This window comes from Myxococcus sp. SDU36, from assembly GCF_030168875.1.
In the GTDB taxonomy this organism is placed as follows: Bacteria; Myxococcota; Myxococcia; order Myxococcales; family Myxococcaceae; genus Myxococcus; species Myxococcus vastator.
Window position 1 is genome coordinate 761210 of record NZ_CP077414.1, and the last position, 20894, is coordinate 782103.

Below are 20894 nucleotides of genomic sequence, written 5' to 3' on the forward strand. Positions count from 1 at the left end.
CAAAGGGTGGTTGCTGCCGCTGGGGCCCGCTAACGCGCGGCGGAGGTGGGCGCGGCGCTGAAGGTGTGGGGGGCGAAGAGGGCCGCCTTCTCCGTGTTCCGCACCCAGGGCGTCTCACCATCCAGCAGCATGACAGTCTCTTCCAGCGCGCCACGCTCGTAGGCATACGTCTGTGTAATGCGATAGCAGTCGAAGGGCGCGAAGCGGCTGATGTCTGGACGCAGCTCCATGACGGCTCGGCGGAACTCGAGGTCGGTGTGACCCGTGCCTTCTCCCAGGGACGAGCGGATGGTGCTGGCGACGCGGCCGTCTTCTCCCGGCGCGGTGAATTCCAGCCGGAAGAACATCGTCTGCTCGCGAGGGCCCGCGCTGCCGTCATAGTCCGGGTGGCGGCGGCGAAGGCTCTTCACCGATTCCCAGTGGTGGGCATAGCGGCGTTGCTCGACGGTGAAGTCGTAGTCGAACTGGGGAACCCGCTTCCACGCTCCGTCTTCCAGGCGCTCCGCTTCGCCCCTGCCGACCCAGACGAGGGTGAGCACGGGCGCAGGTCCCGGCGTGGCCTCCAGGGGTAATGCGCTGGTGCGCGCGGTGCCGCAGCCCGCGACCAGCAGGGAGAACAGCCACAGCCACTTCAGTCCGGGTTGCGTCATCATCGTCTCGTGGGAGGATGGCGCCAGTCGCGCCTATGAGCGGAAGGCTCGCCAGACACAGTGCTCGGGAATGGCATGGACAACAATCCAGCGGGTTTCCAAAACACTGTTGTAGAATCACAACAATGGATCTGAACCACCTCGCCATCTTCCAGGCTGTCGCGGAGACGCAGAGCTTCACGAAGGCGGCTGTGCGCTTGGGGCTCGACAAGTCGAAGGTCAGCCGCGCGCTGCGGGCGCTGGAGGCCAGCTTCGGTGCGACGTTGCTTTCACGGACGACGCGCATGGTGCGGCTGACGCCGGAAGGGCAGTCCTTGTTGAGCCAGGTGGCGCCGCTGCTCTCGGGGCTCAGGGACGTGGTGGCACGGACGCCCCAGGGGCCTGGCGCTCCCAGCGGAGAAGTCACCCTCACCGCGCCGCCGGACGTGGGGCGCGCGCTGCTGGCGCCCGTCCTGGCGGGGTTCCGGCTTCGCTTCCCGTCGGTGCGGGTGCGCGTGGTGCTGACGTACGACGTGGTGGACCTGCTGGGGGAGGGCATGGACCTGGCCCTGCGGGTGGGCAGGCCCGGCTCGGGGACCTTCGTCGCGCGAAAGTTGATGGACCTGGAGGCGGGTTTCTTCGCGGCGCCTCGCTATCTGGAGCGCAGGGGGCAGCCGGCGTCACCGACGGAGCTTGCGCGCCATGAGGGCCTGTGGCCCGCACCGCCCAGGGGCAAGCGCCCGTTCTGGACGGGGCCAGGGCAGCCGCCTCGCGCGGCCTCCCTGGCGTGTTCCGACTTTGGCTTCCTGCTGGACGTGGCGCGGGCGGGAGGGGGCGTGGCACTGCTGCCCACCTTCCTCGCGGCGCGGGACGTGGCCGTGGGGGCGCTGGTGCGCGTCCTGCCGGAGGTGGCCCTCCGCGACGCGCCGCTCTTCCTCGTCTCCCGGCCCGGCAAGCCCGTCCCGCCGCGTATCCAGGCGCTCAAGGCGTACTTGGTGGAGACGCTTGGACGGGCGTGAGTCATCAGCAAGGGCTTGCGCAGGACCTGGACGTCCTGGCGGCGCGGGGGGGCCAGCGGATGACTGGCGCTACATCGGCTCCAGCCGGAACTGCTGGCAGTCGTTGTTCGCCCAGACCCACTGCTGGAGCCGCGCGCCGTCGCCAGCGGTCCAGCAGTCCGCCACGTCGAGCACCTTGCCGCTATGACGCGCCTCCAGCCGCTGCCAACCGCTGCCCGTGGAGACAGGCCGGAACTGCTGGTTGGCGCCACCGGCCCACGACCACTGCTGCGCGAGGGCGCCGTCCGCCGTGCTCGCGCCCGTCACGTCGAGCACCTTGCCGCTGTAGCGAGACACGAAGCGCACGTAGCCATTGTCGGTGGGCTCCATCGTCCACTGCTGGCTGGCGCCGCCGTGGCAGGCCCACTGGTGGATGGCGGTGCCGTCCGCCGTGCCGGGCCCGGCGATGTCCACGCACTTCCCGGTGTGCTTGTTCACCAGCCGGTACGCGGTGGCGGAGCTGCCGCCCCACTTGAACGACGCGACCGAGCGCGCGGGCAGGGTGTACGTGAAGGACTGGCCGCCCCACCGCACCTTGAAGGTCCGCGAGGCACCGTCATTGGAGTTGAGCGCAATCAGTGCCAGCGAGCCGTCCGGGTTGCGGAAGGCCACCGTTTCGAGCTCGTTGTTGCCCAGCGTCGTGGCGCCAATGCGCACCGCGCCGCCACGCACCACCTTGGCCAGGTGCCCCCAGGCGTAGAACTCCTCGTTGCGCGTATAGGTGCCCGCGCCGTTGTTCACGGTGAGCATGCCCCGGCAGTCCGGGCAGCCACCCACGCGAGGACCATGGCTCGGGTCCAACGCGAGGTTCCAGTACAGCGAGCTGCGCGCGTGGTGGCGCAAAGGACCGAAGAGGTTGTTCTGGAGCGCCCACTCCAGGTTCCCCGCGGCATTCGTTGACCAGGCGCCGCCAGTGCACTCCGTGAAGTGGACCTCTTTGTTGGGATAGGCGTTCTGGAAGGTGCTCTGGACGCTGTAGCTGCCGTCGGGGCTCTCGTAGCAGTGGTAGGCGACGCCCGCGACGGCGGACTGGGCCTGGCCGTTGTTGAAGCTCATGACTTCGAGCGGATAGCCAGCGGGACCGCCGTGGTCGTACCAGTTGTGGTCCCAGGCCAGAATCTTCACCGCGCCGAAGCCCGCCGTGTTCATCGCCGGGCGCAGGTGGTGGGCCGCGAAGTTGGACTGGTCGTTCGACTCCATCTGCATCGTCGCGTAGCTGGGGTTCGCGTTGTGCGGCTCGTTCTGGATGCTCACCGCGTGGATGGGCACGCCCGCCGTGTTGTACGCCTGCAGGAAGCGCACGAAGTAGCTGGCGTACAGGCCGTAATGGTCATTGCGGAGATAGCCGCCGCCCAGCAGCGAGTTGTTGAACTTCATCCAGGCCGGCGCGCTCCATGGCACCGCGATGATTTTCAGCTCCGGGTTGAGCTGCCGCGCCTGCTGGAGGAGGGGGATGATGTACGGAGCGTCGTGCGCGACGGAGAAGTCATTCAAGTCACAGCAGGTGTCGTCGTAGCTGTAGTGATTGCGCGCGAAGTCCGATGAGCCCATCGGCAGGCGCAACATGCTCTGTCCCGTGCCAGCGCTCACGCTGAACAAGTCATTCATGATGGCGTTGCGATGGGGCGAGTTGAAGATGAGCCACGCCGACGCATCCGTGAGCGCGCCGCCAAACCCGTCGATGGTCTGGTAGGTGAGCGCCGGGTTGACGTCGATGGCCGTCACCGCCCCGGTGTCGGGGCCGAAGGTCTGGTTCGGCTCGGCGTTGAGCCGCTTCACCAGTGCGCTCCCCGACGTCGTCGTCAACCAGACCTGGACGGACTCGTTGGCGGCCAGGGCAGGGGCGGCGCAGAGCGCGGTACACAGCAAGGCTTTGAAACGCATGAGGCACTCCAGGAGTCGTGGAAACGGCCTGCCTTTAATTGCAGGTTATTCCTGGAGTGCAAGTCCTGAGGCAATAAGCGCCTACCGGCGGCGGCGCTGCTGCATCGCCCGGCGGGCCGCGGCCCGGGCCTCACCGCGCGCGGCGACTTCCTTGAGCGCCTCTTCCTCGCCGCTGTCGCCCGACAGGAAGCCAGAGAGGGTGCGGATGGTGGGGTAGCGGAAGAGGTCCACCAGCGTGAGGGGCTTCTCCACCTGGGCCTTGAGCTTCTCCAGCACCTGCACCATCAGCAGCGAGTGGCCGCCCAGGTCGACGAACTTGTCCTCCACGCCGACCTTGTCGAGCTTGAGCACGTCCTGCCAGATGCCGGCGATCAGCGCCTCCGTCTCGCCTTCCGGCCGGACCAGCTCCCCGCGCGCCTGCGCCTGCTCCGGAGGCGGCAGGGCCTTGCGGTCCACCTTCTTGTTCGGCGTCTGGGGGAAGGTGCTCAGCGTCACGAAGGCCTGCGGCACCATGTACTCGGGCAGGCGCGTGCGCAGGAACTCGCGCAGCGCGTCCGCCGCGGGCGGCTCACCCGGCTTCGCGATGAGGTAGGCCACCAGCCGCTTGTCGCCCGGAATGTCCTCACGGACGATGACGACGGTCTCCCGCACCGCCGGGTGTTCACCCAGCCGGGACTCGATTTCGCCCAGCTCGATGCGGAAGCCGCGCACCTTCACCTGGTTGTCCAGGCGGCCGATGAACTCCACCAGGCCGTCCTGCCGCCACCGCGCGGCATCGCCGGTGCGGTACATCCGCGCGCCGGGCTGGGAGGAGAACGGGTCCGGCACGAAGCGCTCGCGGTCCAGCTCCGGACGGTGGTGGTAGCCCCGCACCACACCCGCGCCGCCGATGTACAGCTCACCGGCCGCGCCAATGGGCAGCGGACGCTGCTGCGCGTCCAGGATGTAGAGCTGCGTGTTCGCGATGGGCGTGCCGATGGGGACGCCTTCGCCCACGTTCTTCACCGGGTGGGTGGAGGACCAGATGGTCGTCTCGGTGGGGCCGTACATGTTGATGACGTCGCCGGACACCGTCTCGGAGAGCTGGCGCGCCAGCGGGACGGGGAAGGCCTCGCCGCCCACCATCATCTTCTTCAGGCGCTTGAGGCCCTCGCGCGAGCGCTCCTCGGCCAGCAGCATGCTCGCCTGGGACGGCGTGCACTGGAGGTGCGTCACGGCGTGGCGCTCCAACAGCGCGGGGATGGAGCCGTCGAGCTCGGGCTCGGCGCCCGGCTGGCCCACGCCCGCGTTGGCGCGCTGACGCACCTCGGCGAGCAGCGGCAGGTGCTTCATCACCAGCTCCGTGGGCACGCCGAAGTCCACGAGGCAGGCAATCTCGTCCACGTCCAGGCCCTTGAGTCGGTCCACGAGCGCGACGCACGCGTCCACGCCGCCGAACAGGCCCGACGACTGGAAGTACCGCTCGAAGGAGAAGTCGAGCAGCGCGTCCAGTTCCTCGGCGGACAGGTGGTCGGTGCCGAAGTTGCCGTTGGCCAGCGTCGTCTGCGCCTTGAAGGCGGGGAAGCTCCAGGCCGCCTCCTTGATGAGGCCCACCGACGACTTGAGGTACGACTTCATCGGCTCGCGGACGACCTCCTTCACGGAGGCCTCGGAGTCACCGACGAAGGTGTGCAGCATCAGCGACACGGTGCCCTTGCCAGGGTGGCCGGCCTTGGCCCACGTCTCCCGGTAGAGGGCAATCTTCTGCGCCACCTCTTCCACCGACTGGCCCAGCAGGTGGGTGAGGACGTGGCAGCCCGCGCGCGCCGCCTCCTCGAACGTCTCCGGGTTGCCCGCGGTGGTGACCCAGATGGGCAGCGCCTTCTGCACCGGGCGGGGCAGGGTGCGCAGCTTCACGGTGTGGCCCGTGCCGCTCTTCGTCTCCAGCGCCTCGCCGCGCCACAGCCGGCGCACGTCTTCAATCTGCTGGAACATGATGCGCTTGCGGTCCGGGAAGGACTCTGGACGCAGCGCGAAGTCGTTGGGCTGCCAGCCCGCGGCGAAGGAGATGCCCACGCGGCCGTGGGAGATGTTGTCCACCACGGACCAGTCCTCGGCGATGCGCAGCGTGGGGTGCAGCGGCGACACGAGGCTGCCCGCGCGAAGCTGCACGTTGCGCGTCACCGCCGCCAGCGCGGCCGACGTCACGGCCGGGTTGGGGAAGAGCCCGCCGAAGGCGTGGAAGTGGCGCTCCGGCGTCCACACGGCGCAGAAGCCATTCGTATCCGCGAAGCGCGCGCTCTCCATGAGCAGGTCGTAGCGGCCCTCGGGGCGCTCGCCTTCGTCGCTGGAGAAGTAGAAGAGGCTGAACGCCATGGCGCGCGAGGCGTGCTTGCCGGCCTGCGCCGCGTCGTGCCGCTCCGCGTGCAGCACCACCGTGAAGCCGCGCGTGAGCGTCCAGAGCAGCTCCAGCACGGAGATGTCGAAGTTGAGGCTCGTCACCGCCAGCCAGGTGCCGCGCTCCGTGCCCAGGCGCTCGTCCATGCCGACGCCGAAGTTCACGACGTTGCGGTGCTCAATCATCACCCCCTTGGGCTTGCCCGTGCTGCCGGAGGTGTAGATGACGTAGGCCAGGCTGTCCGGCGTGGCCGGCGGCGTCTGGGCCTCCGGCGCTGCGGCGATGCGCTCCCACTGCTGGTCCACCGCGAGCACGGCCTTCGCCGCGGACGGCACGCGCGACAGCAGCCGCTCCTGGGTGAGCACCAGGTGGCAGCTCGCGTCCTCCACCATGAAGGCGATGCGTTCGGCGGGATAGGCCGGGTCCAACGGCACGTAGCAGCCGCCCGCTTTGTGCGTGGCCAGCACGCCCACCATCATCTCCAGCGAGCGCTCCATGAAGATGCCCACGCGCACGTCGCGGCCCACGCCCGCGCCGCGCAGGTGCCGCGCGAGCACGTCGGCGCGCGTGTCCAGCTCGCGGTACGTCAGCGCCGCGCCCCGGCAGATGAGGGCGGTGTCGTCCGGCGTGCGCCGCGCCTGGGCCTGGAAGAGCGAGGCCAGGGTGGCGTCGCGGGGGAAGTCCCGCCGCGTGTCGTTCCAGCGGGCCAGCAGCTGGCGCTCCTCCGCGCCCAGCAGGTCATGCTCGCCCACCGCCTTGCCCGGCGCGTCCCGGAGCGAGGCGAGGAACGCGGTGAGCTGCCGCGCCACGTCGTCCACGCGGGCCTGGTCCACGCGCGTGGCGTCGAAGTGCAGGTGGGCGTGGCGGCCCTGGGCGTCCACGTCAACGACGAGCGCCGCGCCCCCCACGCTGGGGTTCGTCGCGCCGAGGCGCAGCGCGACGGGATACGCCACTTCGCCGCCGTGGCGCTGGAGGTTGGAGAGCTGGGCGGAGCGGCCCAGGACGTCCCGGGCGAGCACGCCCTTGTCCCGCAGCTGCGTCAGCGCCTTGCGGAAGGCGCCCGCGGCCTGCTCCGGCGCGTCCTTCATCGGCAGCTCGATGCGCAGCGGGAGCTGCGAGGCGAAGAAGCCCTCCACGCCTTCGATGCGGGCGCGCGTGGACGCATCCGCGTAGCCGACGTCGAAGCGGGGCTCGGGTGACAGGCGCGCCAGGAAGGCCACGGCGGTGAAGAGCAGCCGCTCCTCGGGAGGCAGGTCCGTGACCCAGCCCGGGGCAAGGTCGCTGGCCTCGAACTTCAGCGTGTGCGTCCCCACGTCCTTGGAGCTGCCGCCCAGGAAGGACAGGTCCGGTGGCGCGAGCGTCTCCAGGCGACGGAGGAAGAACGACTCCGCCTTGCCCGCCTGCGCGCCCACCTCGGTCAGCCGGGCGCGCAGCTCCGGCGAGGCCGCGGGCAGGAGGTCGCCCCTGGCGAGCATGCGCGCGCCGAGCACGTCGGCCCACGACAACGGCGCGCCGCACAGGCCCTTGGGGCCCTTCAACGTGAGGTCTCCTCCTTGGAGCGCCACCGTCAGCGCGTCACCCTCGATGTCGAGCACCGTGCCCGGGGCGGCCTCGGAGGCCGGCTCGGCGCGCCGGGCCTCGGAGAGGGCGACAGGGCCATTGCCCAGCCACACCTTCGCGAAGGACAGCGGGTTGGGGTAGCCGCCGTAGTCGAGCGCCGACACCAGCGCGTGCGCCACGTCCACGTCACCGTGCAGGTCGAGGACGCCCGCGGCCTCCGGACGCTGCGCGAGGCCGAAGTAGCTGCGCTGCGCGAAGTCCTGCTCCTTCGCCTCGGACGTGCCCGCGACCAGCTCCTCCGCGAGCTCCGCGAACGTCTCCATGCCCAGCGTGTAGCAGCGGGCATTGAGGCTGAAGGCCGTCTCACCGGGGGCGATGTCGAAGAGGCGCTGCTTGAGGATGCGGCCCTCGTCCGCGCCCTTCGTCATCTCGTGCCACGTGACGCCGTGCCGGGGCTCGCGGTTCAACAAGGCCCACGAGGTGACGTTGAGGCCGGCGTAGCGGGGCAGCGGGCCGTCATGGAAGTTGATGGCCATGCGCCGGGGCAGGCGCAGGACTTCGTCCTTCACCATGCTCAGGTTGACGATGCTGAAGAGCCAGTCGAAGGGCGCCTGGGACAGGAAGGGCAGCACCTGCTCGCCGGGCGGAACGTGCGGGACACCCTGCTCCTCCGCCCACTGCTGGAGCGCGGGCTCGCGCGTGACGAGCCCGAGAATCCGGACGCCGCGCTCGGTGAGCGCCTGCGCGCAGGGGACGACGAGGGTGCCCTCGCCGATGATGAAACAACTGGGCGACTCCGGAGCCGCGCTCATTCAGTACCTCCTGGGGTGCTGCGATTCGGGTGTCCCCCGTTCACAAGCCCAGGCCTTGCCGGGCAGCCGCGAGCGCGGGGGGATGCTTCAAAAGGTCGGCGTGCCCGATGTCGGGGTACACCTTGAGGGGAGCGGCCAGCGCGCGGCTGACGCGCTCGCCCTGGAGGAGCGGCAGCGCGCTGTCCGCCCCGCCATGGAGCACGAGCGTGGGGCGCTGCCGGTGGGTCCGCAGCAGCGGCCGGTTGTCGTACTCGTGCCGTCCGAAGACACGGCCCATGAAGCCCGAGGGCCGCACCTTCATCCGGAGGAAGGGCGCGAATAGCACCAGCCCCCTGGCGGGGGTCTCCCGCTCGTGGAGCGTGTTGGCAGCGGTGAGCGCCGCCATGCTGCCCATGGAGAAGCCCACGAGATGGATGCCCTGGGCCGCGGTGGGGTGTGTCGACACCAACCAGCGCATGGCGTTCGTGGCGCTGTCACGGAGCGCCTCGGGGGAGGGCTCCCCCGGTGAACCGTCGAAGCCGGGCGGCGCGAAGGCGGCGAGGCCGAGCCCGCGCCCCTGGTCCAGCGAGAGCAGGATGGACTTCGCCTCGGCGAGGTAGCCCGGGGTGTTGCCGCCGAAGTAGACCAGCCATCGCGTCTCACCGGCGGCGGGAGGCCGCGTCAGCGCGAGGTTCCAGGGCGGCGCGTCCGGACCCGTGACGGTCCATCCGCCGGAGGCCAGCTCGCTCCGCGCCGCCGCTGTCAGCGGTGTGCCGGTGTACGGGAACGGGCCGGGGAATTCAGGGTCGAATCGAGGCCATCCCACCATGAGTATCCACACCACCAGCACGACGGCGAGCGCAGGCGTCGCGTTCCGGGCCGTCAGCCGCCTGGCCTCACGGCTTGAGGTCTTTACCTCGAACCAGTCCATCGCGCCTCTCTTCGCGCGCCGCGCTGGGCGTCGTCCAGGGACTCGCGGAGCAGCCGCCCCAGGACGTGGACGTTGGGCTCGCGCACCAGGCTGTCATGGTCGCCCGGCACCTCGCGGATGTTCAGCGCCGGCACCAGCGGCTCCCAGCCGAGGCTGGTCCCCATGTGCGCGTAGATGGCGTGAATCTCCTGCGCGCGGAACAGCGTCACGGGACCGGCATAGGGGCTGGGGACGTAGCGGCTGGCCAGGGACTGGAAGCGCTCGGTGAGCTGGAGGTTGCGCAGCTCGATGGGCAGCGCTTCGCCTCGCTGCTCGTACCAGCGCAGCTTGAGCTGGCTCACCAGCCGGGTGCCGTCGCGCTCCACCTTGGTGCGCAGCTTGCGGCTGACGTAGCGGGCCGCGCCCTCCCGGCGCAGTTCCCGCAGGCGCTCATGGAGGGACTGGCGCCGCTCCTGGGTGGACGGATGGAAGGTGTCCAGGAACGCGACCAGCGCCACCGGCTCGCCCAGCGCCCGCAGCCGCTGCGCCATTTCGTAGGCGACCACGCCGCCGCCGGAGTAGCCGCCGAGCAGGTAGGGCCCGTGGGGCTGCACCTGGCGGATGCCCTCCAGGTAGATGGACGCCATCTCCTCGATGCTGTCGGCCGGAGGCAGCTTGCCGTCCACGCCGCGCGCCTGGAGCCCGTAGAAGGGCTGCTCCTTGCCGAGCGTCTGCGCCAGCTCGCGGAAGTTGAGGACGTTGCCGCCCGCGCCGTGCACGCAGAAGAAGGGCAGGGCCTTGCCGCCCTTCTGGATGGTGACCAGCGGCGACCAGCTCTTCGGTGCAGCCTTGACGCCCGAAGCCTGCGCGGCCGTCGCCGCGTCACCCGGAGCGGCGTCCGGCGTGAAGGGAATCCCGGCGGCCTCACGCACCAGCGCGGCGCACTGCTCCAGCGTGGGGGCCTCGAACAGGGTGGCCAGCGTCAGGTCCGCGCCCAGCGTCTTCTTGATGCGCGCGAACAGGCGCACCGCGATGAGCGAGTGTCCGCCCAGCTCGAAGAAGTTGTCCTTGAGCCCCACCTTCGGCGCGCCGAGCAGCTGCTGCCACAGCTCCGCCAGCTTGCGCTCCACGTCATCGCGTGGTGCATCCACGGCCGCCTCACCGGACGGCGCGCCTGCCTGGGCCGTGGCCACGGCCGCCGCGGGCTTCGCCTCCTGCTTCGGACGCATGCGGGCCGCGAGGGTGTGCAGGTCCATGGAGCTGACGAAGAGCGCGGGCGTGTCCTCCAGGGCCAGCGCGCGCAGGAAGGCGTCCTGACCTTCCGCCGGCTTGATGCCCAGGGGCAGCCAGCTCTCCAGCAATGAGCCCTTCTTCTGCGGCGAGCGGCCGAAGCGCCGCGCCTCGACGGACGCGACGAGGTAGCCCTCGATGGCGCAAAAGACGTTCCCGTCCGAGTCGGTGAGCGTGACGTCGAGCAGCGCTCCGCGGCCTTCTTCCTGGCGCACGCGGACGTGGCTCAGCGCCACCTCGGGCCAGGGCCTCCAGACCTGGAGCTGTCGGTAGGAGACGGGCACGTGCAGCCTCCCCGGCTGTCCCGCGTCGGGGAGCAGGGAGAAGGCGAAGCCGGAGGCGATGTCCAGCAACCCGGGCGGAATCCCGTACGTCGACAGGTCCTCGCGGTAGGCGCCGGGCAGCTCCAGCCGGCCCAGGGCCTCGGCCGTGCCGAAGCCCGCGCCGCGCAGCACCTTCCAGCGCGGACCGAACGCGATGAGCGCGTCCTGTGGAAGCGTCTGCTCGCCCTCGCCAAAGGTCAACGGCCGCTCACCGCAGCGAGCCTTCGCCGCGGACACGTCCAGCGCGGCGGGACGCTGGCCCGTGGCTGGGTGGAGCCGCGCGGTGGCGTGCTCCGTCCATGCGTTGCCGGCCGCGCGGCTGCGTACGCGGAAGGTGAAGCCGTCGCCCTCCGGCGCCAGCCCGATCTCCACCTCCCGCACCTCGCCGTCCGGGACGTCCAGCGGCGACACCAGCGAGAGCTGAGACAGCTCCAGCGGCTCGCCAGGACGCGCCAGCGCCCAGGCGGCGCGGGCCAGCTCGACGTAGGCCGTGCCGGGGAGGACGGGGCCTCCGCCGCGCATGCGGTGCTCGTCCAGCACCCAGTGGGCCTTCGCGTCGTAGATGGCGCGGAAGAGGTGGTGTCCTTCGGGCGCCTCCACGCGCCGCTGGAGCAGCGGGTGGCTGACGGACTCGCCGGGCGGCAGCTGCGGCGCGAGCTGCGCCGCGGCCATGCCGACCTCCTGCCAGACGCCCCAGCCTAGCGCGAGCGCGCGCTTCGCGACGCCCAGGGCCTTCAGCCGCGAGGCCTGGGCAATCAGGTACGCGTTGGCGGCGACGTAGTCCACCTGTCCCGGCGGCCCGAGCCACGCGCTCGTCGACGCGAAGCTGACGAAGAAGTCCAGGGCCGCGCCTTGCAGCGCCTCTTCCAGCGCGAGCGCCCCCAGCGCCTTGGGCGCGAGCACCCGCAGGGCCGAGTCGCGCGTCTTCGCCTCCAGCGGCCCGTCCTCGATCGTGCCCGCCGCGTGCACCACGCCATGCAAGGCGCCGAAGCGCTCCCGCACCTGGGCGATGGCCGCGCGAAGCTGGCCGGCGTCGGTGGTGTCCGCCTTGAGCAGCAGCACCTGCGCGCCGAGTCCTTCCAGCGTGCGCTGAAGCTCCGCGTGCGACGCACTGGCCGCCGACCGAGACACCAGCGCGAGCCGGGCCTTCACCTTGCGCGCGAAGAGCTCGGCCAGCGTGCGGCCGATGCCGCCCAGGCCGCCGGTGATGAGGTAGACGCCCTGGTCTCTCAGCGGCGTCGGGCCCTCGTCCAGCGCCGTCCGCTCCAACACCTGCACCAGGCGGCGTCGACCGCGCAGCGCGACGGGCGCCTCGACGTCCGGGCGCAGCAGCTCGTCCGCGAGCTCCCGCGCCTGGCCCATCACGTTGACCACCAGCTGCAGGTCCACCACGCGGGCCTTGAGCTCGGGGAGCTCCTTGGGCCCCACGAGCAGCGGACCGAAGCTGAGCGCCTGCTCGGGGCACATGACGTGCCCCTCGGCGGGCAGGGCCTCCTGGGTCACCCGCATGTAGCGCAGGCCCGGGGGCAGCGATTCAGCGGTCAGGGACTGCATCAGCGCCAGCGGCGTCAGGAAGTTGCGCGACACCGCGCGTTCCCAGTCGAGCGGGGCCAGGTCCCGGGCGGTGACGTCCACGATGCGAGGTGGCACGCGCCCCTCGGCGCCCAGCGCATCCCAGAGCGCTTCCCAGTCCTCGCGCGCATCGAACCGCAGGGTGAAGTGCCCCTCGTCCGCGCGGCGGAAGGCCTCGCCCGGCAGCGCGCGCAGCACCTGGGCGCCGCGCGCCGCCAGCTCACGCGCCAACTCGCTGATGAGCAGGTGCTGCTCGCCCACGAGGAGCCAGCGCTCGTTCTCCGCCGGTGCCTCGGGCGCCGCGCCGGCCTGCTCGCGGAAGCGCGGCGCGTAGCCCCAGCGCGACACGTTCTCTTCGCGCACCAGCGGGCGCTCACCCTCGCGCCGCGCCATGAAGGTGCCGCTGCCCGGCTCCACCCAGTGGCGCTCGCGCTCGAAGGCATACGTGGGCAGCGCCACGCGGCGCCGCTGCTGGCCGTCGAAGAGCGCCGCGGCGTCCAGGTCCACGCCCGCGGCCCAGAGGCGGCCGAGCGCGAGCTGGAAGAACGCCAGGTCGGCCACGGTGTCGTTCGGGTGCCGCAGCGACGGCACCAACTGCTCGGCCTGCGGCTTCTCCACCTGGGCGCGCAACAGCTGCGTCAGCGTCTGGCCGGGGCCGACCTCCAGGTAGACGCGCGCCTTGTCCGCCAGGAGCACGCCCGCGCCCTCGGCGAAGCGCACCGGCTGGCGCAGGTGCCGCACCCAGTAGTCGGGCGAGGTGGCCTCCTCGGGCGTCACCCATGCCCCGGTGACGTTGGAGATCCACGGGCCGGTGGGCTTGGAGAAGCGCACCGTGCCCAGGAACTCACGGAAGGGCGCGAGGATGGGCTCCAGCATTCGCGAGTGCGCGGCCACGCGGATGTGCAGCCGCCGCGCCTCCACCTCGCGCGCCTTGAGCTGGGCCTCCAGCGCTTCAATGGCGGCCACTTCACCGGAGACCAGGCACAGCCCCGGCGCGTTATGCGCGCCCAGGTCCAGGCCCTCGCCCAGCAGCGGCTTCAGCTCCGCCTCGGGCAGCTCCACGCTGAGCATCGCGCCCGCGGGGAGCTGGTCGAAGAGGCGGCCACGGCAGGCGACGATGCCCAGCGCGTCCTTCACCGAGAACACGCCGTTGAGCTGGGCGCAGGCGTACTCGCCCATGCTGTGGCCCATGCAGGCCTGCGGCGTCAGCCCCCGCGCCTTCCACAGCGCGGCGAGCGACAGCTCCACGGACAGCAGCGCCGGCAGCGCGTACGTGGCCTGCTCCAGTTGGGCGCGGGCCTCCTTTTCGGCGCCGGCCTCCGGGAAGAGCAGGGGACGCAGCTTCAGTGACTGGTGCTGTTCGAGCAGCGACAGGCACTCATCCAGCGCGCGGCGGAACACGGGCTCCTGCTCGTAGAGGCCCTTCGCCATGCCCGGGTACTGCGCGCCGCCGCCCGGGAAGAGGAAGACGACGGAGCGGCCCTCCGCCTCCGTCTGGGCCTGGGCCGTCCGCGCGGCCTCCGGCTGAGACAGCAGGCGCACGGCCTCCTCGCGCGACGACGCCACCACGGCGCGCCGGTGCGCGAAGCGGCGGCGGCCCGCGAGCAGCGTGTAGGAGGTGTCACCCAGGTTCGGCGCGTCGGCTTCACCCAGCCGGGTGGCCAGCCGCTGGGCGGCGCGCTCCAGGGCGGCGGGGGTGCGCGCGGACAGCCACAGCGTCTCGAAGGGGCGCGCGGCGGACGTCCGCGGCTGCGCGGGCGGCTCCTCCAGGATGACGTGCGCGTTGGTGCCGCCCACGCCCAGCGAGTTCACCGCCGCCCGGCGCGGACGGCCCTTGGCGGCGGCCCAGTCGCGCAGCGTGGCGTTCACGCTGAAGGGCGAGCGCGCGAAGTCGATTTGAGGGTTGGGCTTCTCGAAGTGCAGCGTGGGCGCCATCTGCTTGTGGCGCAGCATCTGGACGACCTTGACGAAGCTCGCCACGCCCGCGGCCGTGTCCAGGTGGCCGATGTTCGTCTTCACCGAGCCGATGCGGCAGAACCCGCTCTTCTGCGTCTGCGTGCGGAAGGCCTGGGTGAGGGCGGTGATTTCAATCGGGTCGCCCACCGGCGTGCCGGTGCCGTGGCACTCGATGTAGTCGATGGAGTCGGCGCTGATGCCGGAGACGTTGAGCGCCTCCACGACGGCGTCCGCCTGCCCGTCCACGGACGGCGCCAGGTAGCCCACCTTGCGCGCGCCGTCGTTGTTCACCGCGCTGCCCTTCACCACCGCGTAGATGGTGGCGCCATCCGCCAGCGCGTCCTCCAGGCGCCGCAGCACGACGACGCCCGCGCCGCTGCCGAAGAGCGTGCCCTGCGAGCGGTGGTCGAACGCGCGGCAGTGCCCGTCCGGTGAGAGGATTTCTCCCTCCTGGTACAGGTAGCCGCGGTAGTGCGGCAGCTCCAGCGTGACGCCGCCCGCCAGCGCCAGGTCGCACTCGCGCGCCAGCAGGCTCTGGCAGGCGGAGTGGATGGCGACGAGCGACGTGGAGCACGCCGTCTGCACGTTGAGGCTGGGCCCGCGCAGGTCCAGGCAGTACGACACGCGTGTGGTGAGGAAGTCCTTGTCGTTGCCCGTGTGCCGCACCAGGAACAGGCCCACCTGCTCCATCAACTGCGGGTTGGTGAAGAGGTTGTAGGGCATGTACGCGTTCATGCCCGAGCCGCCGAACACGCCCACGGGCCCCTTGAAGCGCTCCGGCGGGTGGCCGCTGTGCTCCAGCGCTTCCCAGCACACCTCCAGGAAGTGGCGGTGCTGCGGGTCCATGAGGGACGCCTCGCGCGCGCTGAAGCCGAAGAAGCCCGCGTCGAAGTCCTCCAGGCCCTCGTACACCATGCCCGACTTCACGTAGTTCGGGTCCTGGAGCAGCACCGGGTCCACGCCCGCGCTCAGGAGCTGCGCGTCACTGAACTGCGTGACGGACTCGACGCCGTCGCGCACGCGGCGCCAGAACGTGTCCACATCGCGCGCCCCAGGCAGTCGCGCGGCCATCCCCACCACCGCGATGTCTGGCGAATCCGACAGCCCTTCAACGTCTTCCGTCATGACAGTAGCCCTGCAAAGTACCGCTTCCAGCAGTTCAATTCATCACAGGATGAGGCGGGTCGAACCTGCCCCAGCTTTGGAACCGGAGTGTCGAGCTCTGTCACGGCATCCCCCCGCTGCGTTCAGCCTACTCGTGTGTGGCGTTGAGCCCGAATATCTGGCGCAGCCGCCCGAGTATACGGCCGACCTCGGCGGGAATGGCGTCGTGGCTCGTTCCTCTCGCTTCGGCCACCGCCCGAAGCTGGGTCCGCCGCTGGGCGAGCATGGAGGAGAGCTGTCGGGCCAGTCCGGGGGACTCCTCGAAGAGGCGGGCGAAGGTGGGCCGGTCTATTTCGAGGAGCAACGAGTCCTCCACCGCCACCACCGTGGCTGACCGCCGCTCTCCCGTCAGCAGGCACATCTCTCCGAAGTAGCTGCCGCGGCCCAGGCGCGTGACTTCCGACTGGGACTTCCCCGTGCGCACGCTCACCTCGCCGGAGGCGAGCACGTAGAAGGTCCGGCCCTCGTCGCCCTCCTGGATGATGCGCTCGCCGGCGCCGAAGCGGCGCACCAGCGACTCCTGGCGCAGCCGGTCCAGCTCCGCCGTGTCCAGCGTCTGGAAGAGGTCCACCGCGCCCAGGAGACCGCGGATGGTGTCCTCGGACAGCTCCGCGCGCGTCGACTCCTGCCGCACGTGGACGGTGCGCTGGGCGTAGGGAATCTCGATGTTCTCCCGGCGCAGCCGGTACCACAGGCGGGAGTGGAGGTCCTCCTTCACCGCGTCGGACTGGCCGTACTCGGCGATGAAGAAGCGCACCATGTAGCGGATGGCGGAGTCCTCGTAGCCCAGCGTCCGCGCGATGGGGGCCGGCTCCGGGAGGATGAGGGGCGTCTCCCGCATCGTCTCCAGCAGCGCGTGCTTGACCTGGTTGGGCGGGGCGTCTCGCGACAGGCGGAACTCCACGTCGATGCCGACAGGGTCCAGGTCCTGGGTGAAGTTGAGGACCAGCTCCTTGGCCACCATGCTGTTGGGCAGCGTGATGACCTCGCGGCGGAAGTTGGACAGGCGGATGGAGCGCCAGCCAATGAAGACCACGCGCCCGGAGTGCGTGCCAATGCGGATGAAGTGGCCGACCTCGAAAGGGCGGTCCAACTGGAGGGACAGGCCCGCGAAGAGGTTGCCCAGCGTCTCCTGGAGCGCCAGACCGATGACCACCGACAGCACCGCGGACGTGGCCACCAGGCCCGCCAGGTCCACGTTGAACTGGGTGCGCAGCAGCGGCAGCACCGCCAGTGGGTACAGCGTGAAGTCGATGACGTTGCGCAGGATTTTCGGCGTGCCCACCGCCGGCGCGCGCAGCCGGATCAGCTTCAGCGCCAGGGCCACGCTGGCGCGGATGCCACCAAAGGTGAACATCAGCATCCATCCGACCTGGAGCGCCTTCTTCATCCCCTCTGGCGCCGTCGCGGGCAGGGCCCACGTGGCCAGCCGGAGCACGATGAACGCGATGAGGAGCCGGACGGCGCTCTTCAAGTCCTGTCGCAGGTCGGTGTCATGGGAGGCGGCGCGCACCCCCATCAGCACGACGACGAGCAGCGCACCCACGGCCAGGGACAGGTTGCTCTGAAGGAAGGGCAGCAAGGCGGGGGGAATGTCTCCCGCCATCTCCACGGGGGTCAAGGCGGCCGTTGACGCGTGCCGCGTGAGCGGGGATACACGCGCCATGACGCTCGCAACGGTACTGGGACAGCCTCGCGCGGTGGACGCCCTCCAGGCGGCCTTGCGCAGCGGCGCGGTCCACCACGCGTACCTCTTCGCCGGGCCGGAGGGGGTGGGCAAGGAGCTGGCGGCCGTCGGGCTGGCCCAGGCCCTCACGTGCCCCGAGCAGCCAGAGGTGGGCTGCGGCGCTTGTGAGAGCTGCCAGCGGGTGGCACGGGGCCTCCACCCGGACGTCACCTGGGTGATGCCGGACGATGAGCGGGTGTCCCGAGGACTGGCGGGCCGGTCCGACTTCACCGGGACGCCCAGCCGGGAGCTGCGCGTGGAGCAGGTGCGCCAGCTCCAGGAGCGCCTCGCCCTGCGCGGCCTGGAGTCGCGCCGCAAGGTGGCGCTCATCGTCTCCGCCCAGACGATGAACGTGCAGGCGCAGAACGCGTTCCTCAAGACGCTGGAGGAGCCGCCCTCCGACACCACCCTCATCCTGGTGGCCAGCGCCATCGACCGGCTGCTGCCCACCATCCGCAGCCGGTGCGGCAAGGTGCACTTCGGTCCGCTGCCGGTGGACCTGGTGGCCCAGCGCGTGGCCGAGGCGCGGAAGCTGGACGCGGAGACGGCCAAGCTCGCCGCCGTCATGGCGGGCGGCAGCCTGGGCCGGGCCCTGGCGCTGGACGTGGCGGCACTGTCGCGGCGCAAGGACATCGTCACCGCCTTCGAGGCCCTGCGCGGTGAGGACGCCGTCGGCCTGCTGCGCTTCGCGGAGGCCCATGGCGGCTCGCGCGAGGAGGCGGAGAGCACCCTGGAGCTGCTGGCGTTATGGACGCGCGACGTGGCGCTGGTGAAGGCGGGCCTGGAGTCGGGACTGGCCAACCGCGATTTGGTGGACCTGGCCCGGCAGGTCGCCGGCCGCACGTCCGACATCCTCCTGCACCGCCGGCATTCGTTGATGGAGGCGGCGCGCGCGGGCATTGCCCGGAACGGCGCGCCCCGGCTTCAGATGGAGCGGATGCTCATCGACCTGTTCACGGAGACGTCGCGATGAGCGCCAGTGATTTGGATGACGTGCTGGCCAGCGTGAAGGGGGGCAAGGTCGCCCCGGTGTACCTGTTGGTGGGCGAGGAGTTCCTGGTCCGCAAGGGCGCCGACGAGCTGGTGAAGCTGCTGGTCCCCGACGCGGCCATGGGCCTCAACCTGGCCGTGCTGGACGCGGGCAGTCCGCGGGAGGTGGCGCAGGAGCTGGCCACGCTGCCGCTGTTCCCCGGACGCAAGGTGGTGCTCGTCAGAGACCCGGAGTTCCTGGCGCCCAAGAAGGGGCGAGGGGACGCGCTGGGCAAGGCGCGCGAGGCGTGGAAGGCGGGCAAGCGGAAGGAAGGCGCGCGGCGGCTGCTGGCGCTGGCGGCCCGCGCGGGCTGGGGCGTGGAGCAATTGGACCCGGGCACTCCCGGGGCGCCCTCCGTGGAGCAGTGGAAGGACGAGCTCAACGTGGAGCTGGCCGACGCGGACGTGGCCTTCCTCAAGGAGGCCGCCGCCTTCTGCCGCGAGGAGCGCATCTCCGCGCCGGAGGGGGACGCGTCGGTGCTGCTGGACCTCATCCAGAAGGGCGTGCCGGCGGGCCATGCGCTGGTGCTGGCCGCGTCTGACGTGGACGCCAAGAATCCGCTGGTGAAGCTGGCCCACGACAAGGGCTACGTCGTCGAGCGGAAGGTGGCGGCGCGGCACAAGGACCTCGACCTGACCGGCATCGCCAAGGAGTTCCTGGCGCCCTTCAAGAAGAAGCTGGGGCCCGGCGCGCTGGAGGAGCTCAAGGAGCGCATCGGCGGGAACATCCGGCTGCTCCAGTCGGAGCTGGAGAAGCTGGCCACGTACTCGGAGGGGCCCGCGATTGAGCGGGCGGACGTGGCCGCGCTGGTCCACCACGCGCGCGAGGAGGAGTTCTTCGAGCTTTCCGAGGCGCTCCAGAAGCGCGACTTCAGCGGGGCGCTGTCCTACGCGAATGACGCCATGGGGCAGGGGACGCACGCGTTGCAGCTCCTGGGCGCGGTGGCCTCCATCGTCCGGGGCCTGCTGGAGAGCCATGAGTGGCTGTGGCGCTACGCGGGAGGCAATCCGCCTCGCACCGCGAAGGACGTGGAGGCGCGCGTCTTCCCCCGGCTGGAAGCGGAGCTGAAGGGCAGCAAGCGGAAGATGCCCAACGCGTGGGCGCTCACGTTCAGCATGAAGGCCGCGGCGGGGTACGAGCGGCGGGAGCTCCTGGGCGCGCTGGTGGCCTGCGCCGAGGCGGACCTGGCGCTGAAGTCCTCGGCGAACGGTCGGCTGGTCATCGAGCGGCTGCTGGCCACGGTGTGTGTGCGCCAGCACGGCGCGGGTTAGAGGAGGCGCACATGGCGGACAAGCGTCGTTTCGACCTCTTCGCGGACTTCCTGGTGGCGCGCTTCCACGCGCCGCGCGTCTTCGACGTGGCGGGCGGGCAGGGGAAGCTCAACGAGGCGCTGACGAAGCGGGGCCGCGCCGTCACCACCTTCGACCTGCGGCACAAGCACCTGCCCGTCACCTACGCCCAGCGCATCTTCACACTGGAGGAGCCGTGCGAGGCGGAGCTGGTGGTGGGCATGCACCCGGACGGCGCCACCCGCATCATCATCCAGTACGCGGCGGCGCATCGGCTGCCCTTCGCCGTGGTGCCGTGCTGCTCGGACAACGGCATGCCCTACAACCCGTGGATGCGGCACCTGGCCGAGCTGGCTCGCGAGTCCGGCTTCACCACCGTGGAGGAGGTGAAGCTCTCCATGGACGGGCGGGCCCGCGTCATCGTGGGCGAGCACGGCCCGGCTACGCCGATAGCAGCCCCGTGACGTCCTTCCACGGCCCCTGACACGGCGCTGTGTCCGAGGCGAGGTAGTGCCCGACGCGCCCCGGCGCCAGCGCCACCACGGCCGACGAGCGCGTACCGTACAGCGGGGTGTGGATGCAGAGCGCCTGGAGCCGTTGCAGGAAGTCGCGGGGCAGGTCCTCGCCCGCGCTCGGGGGCGGAATCAGCTCCTCGGCGGGAAGGGTCGAGTCTGCCAGCACCGCCTTCAAGCCCGCCTCCAGCTCCGGCCAGGGCTTCTTCGCCACCTCGGTCGTCAGCAGCCGGGCCCGCTCCACCTTGGGTAGCTCCGGGGCGTTCAGCACGTCATTGGGCAGGACATGCACCCCCGGGGGGACGTCCTCCCGCCGCAACTGCCGGTCCGTCCTCCGGGCGTACGCCACGCGCAGCCGCTGGGCGTCCCCATAGAGGAGGTTGAAGGGCATGAATTCGTCGCCGGGCAGGGTCTCCAGGTAGCGTTCCACGGCGTCCACGCTGCCCGCCTGGAGGGCGCGCAGCACCACCTCGCCCCTCGAGCGGGGGGCCGGCCCCTGGCCTCGCTCGCCTCGCTGGTTCGTCAGGCCGACGAAGAGCCCGGCGTGGGTTACACCCATCCACGTCCCACCGCGCTCCTCGTCCCGGCCGCCCACGGCGAGCGGGGACTCCAGGAGCACCTGGGGGCCGGTCGCGGGGCGGCCGTAGAACTCGTCCCGGTTGGCTGCGAGCACCAGCGGCCATTCGGGGTGGACGTGGCGCAGGATGATGATGGTGCACATGCGTATCCGGTCGATAACATCCCCGGCTCCGCGGCGCATTCGAGCCCGCGGCCCTCACGCCGTCGATGACCTCGGCCATCCGAGCGGCTAAGGTCCGCCGCC

Annotated in this window: 11 protein-coding genes; 4 read left to right on the forward strand and 7 right to left on the reverse strand. The window is 71.0% G+C overall.

The window, feature by feature from the left end:
• Nucleotides 1–29: 29 nt before the first annotated feature.
• Entirely contained in the window at nucleotides 30–653 is a 624-nt protein-coding gene (locus KGD87_RS03170; RefSeq protein ID WP_284666081.1) for a hypothetical protein, read from the reverse strand.
• A 122-nt stretch (nucleotides 654–775) separates the two neighbouring features.
• Between KGD87_RS03170 and KGD87_RS03175 the strand changes: the two genes are divergently transcribed.
• Nucleotides 776–1648: a LysR family transcriptional regulator gene (locus tag KGD87_RS03175; protein ID WP_284666082.1), complete on the forward strand. Its 873-nt coding sequence runs from the start codon at nucleotides 776–778 to the stop codon at nucleotides 1646–1648.
• Nucleotides 1649–1717: 69 nt separating this feature from the next.
• Here KGD87_RS03175 and KGD87_RS03180 read toward each other — a convergent pair whose 3' ends face one another.
• The 5 genes from KGD87_RS03180 to KGD87_RS03200 all read right to left on the reverse strand — a co-directional run bounded on the left by KGD87_RS03180 (nucleotide 1718) and on the right by KGD87_RS03200 (nucleotide 17180).
• A complete protein-coding gene (locus KGD87_RS03180) occupies nucleotides 1718–3571 on the reverse strand; it encodes an RICIN domain-containing protein (protein WP_284666083.1) in 1854 nt (617 codons plus the stop codon).
• 81 nt (nucleotides 3572–3652) lie between these two features.
• Nucleotides 3653–8320 carry a MupA/Atu3671 family FMN-dependent luciferase-like monooxygenase gene (locus tag KGD87_RS03185; protein WP_284666084.1) on the reverse strand — a complete coding sequence of 1556 codons (4668 nt, stop codon included), beginning with the start codon at nucleotides 8318–8320 and terminating at the stop codon, nucleotides 3653–3655.
• Nucleotides 8321–8360: 40 nt separating this feature from the next.
• Complete coding sequence (locus tag KGD87_RS03190; protein WP_284666085.1) at nucleotides 8361–9230, reverse strand: alpha/beta hydrolase family protein; 870 nt, start codon at nucleotides 9228–9230, stop codon at nucleotides 8361–8363.
• Complete coding sequence (locus KGD87_RS03195) at nucleotides 9212–15475, reverse strand: type I polyketide synthase (protein ID WP_284666086.1); 6264 nt, start codon at nucleotides 15473–15475, stop codon at nucleotides 9212–9214. The genes KGD87_RS03190 and KGD87_RS03195 overlap by 19 nt, the downstream gene beginning before the upstream one ends.
• 127 nt (nucleotides 15476–15602) lie before the next feature.
• The gene (locus KGD87_RS03200; RefSeq protein WP_284666087.1) at nucleotides 15603–17180 is read right to left on the reverse strand and encodes a mechanosensitive ion channel family protein; all 1578 of its coding nucleotides are present in this window, start codon (nucleotides 17178–17180) and stop codon (nucleotides 15603–15605) included.
• Here KGD87_RS03200 and holB point away from each other — a divergent pair.
• The 3 genes from holB to KGD87_RS03215 are packed head-to-tail and all read left to right on the forward strand — an operon-like array spanning nucleotide 17179 to nucleotide 20023.
• Nucleotides 17179–18213 (forward strand): DNA polymerase III subunit delta', encoded by a 1035-nt coding sequence (gene holB, locus KGD87_RS03205; protein ID WP_284666088.1) that lies wholly within the window; start codon nucleotides 17179–17181, stop codon nucleotides 18211–18213. The genes KGD87_RS03200 and holB overlap by 2 nt on opposite strands.
• Complete coding sequence (gene holA / locus KGD87_RS03210) at nucleotides 18210–19541, forward strand: DNA polymerase III subunit delta (RefSeq protein WP_284666089.1); 1332 nt, start codon at nucleotides 18210–18212, stop codon at nucleotides 19539–19541. Before holB ends, holA begins: the two co-directional genes overlap by 4 nt.
• Nucleotides 19542–19552: 11 nt before the next feature.
• On the forward strand, nucleotides 19553–20023 hold the full coding sequence (locus KGD87_RS03215; RefSeq protein WP_284666090.1) for a hypothetical protein: 471 nt from the start codon (nucleotides 19553–19555) through the stop codon (nucleotides 20021–20023).
• Here the strand turns inward: KGD87_RS03215 and KGD87_RS03220 are convergent.
• Nucleotides 20001–20792 carry an NRDE family protein gene (locus KGD87_RS03220; RefSeq protein WP_284666091.1) on the reverse strand — a complete coding sequence of 264 codons (792 nt, stop codon included), beginning with the start codon at nucleotides 20790–20792 and terminating at the stop codon, nucleotides 20001–20003. The genes KGD87_RS03215 and KGD87_RS03220 overlap by 23 nt on opposite strands.
• Nucleotides 20793–20894: the final 102 nt, after the last annotated feature.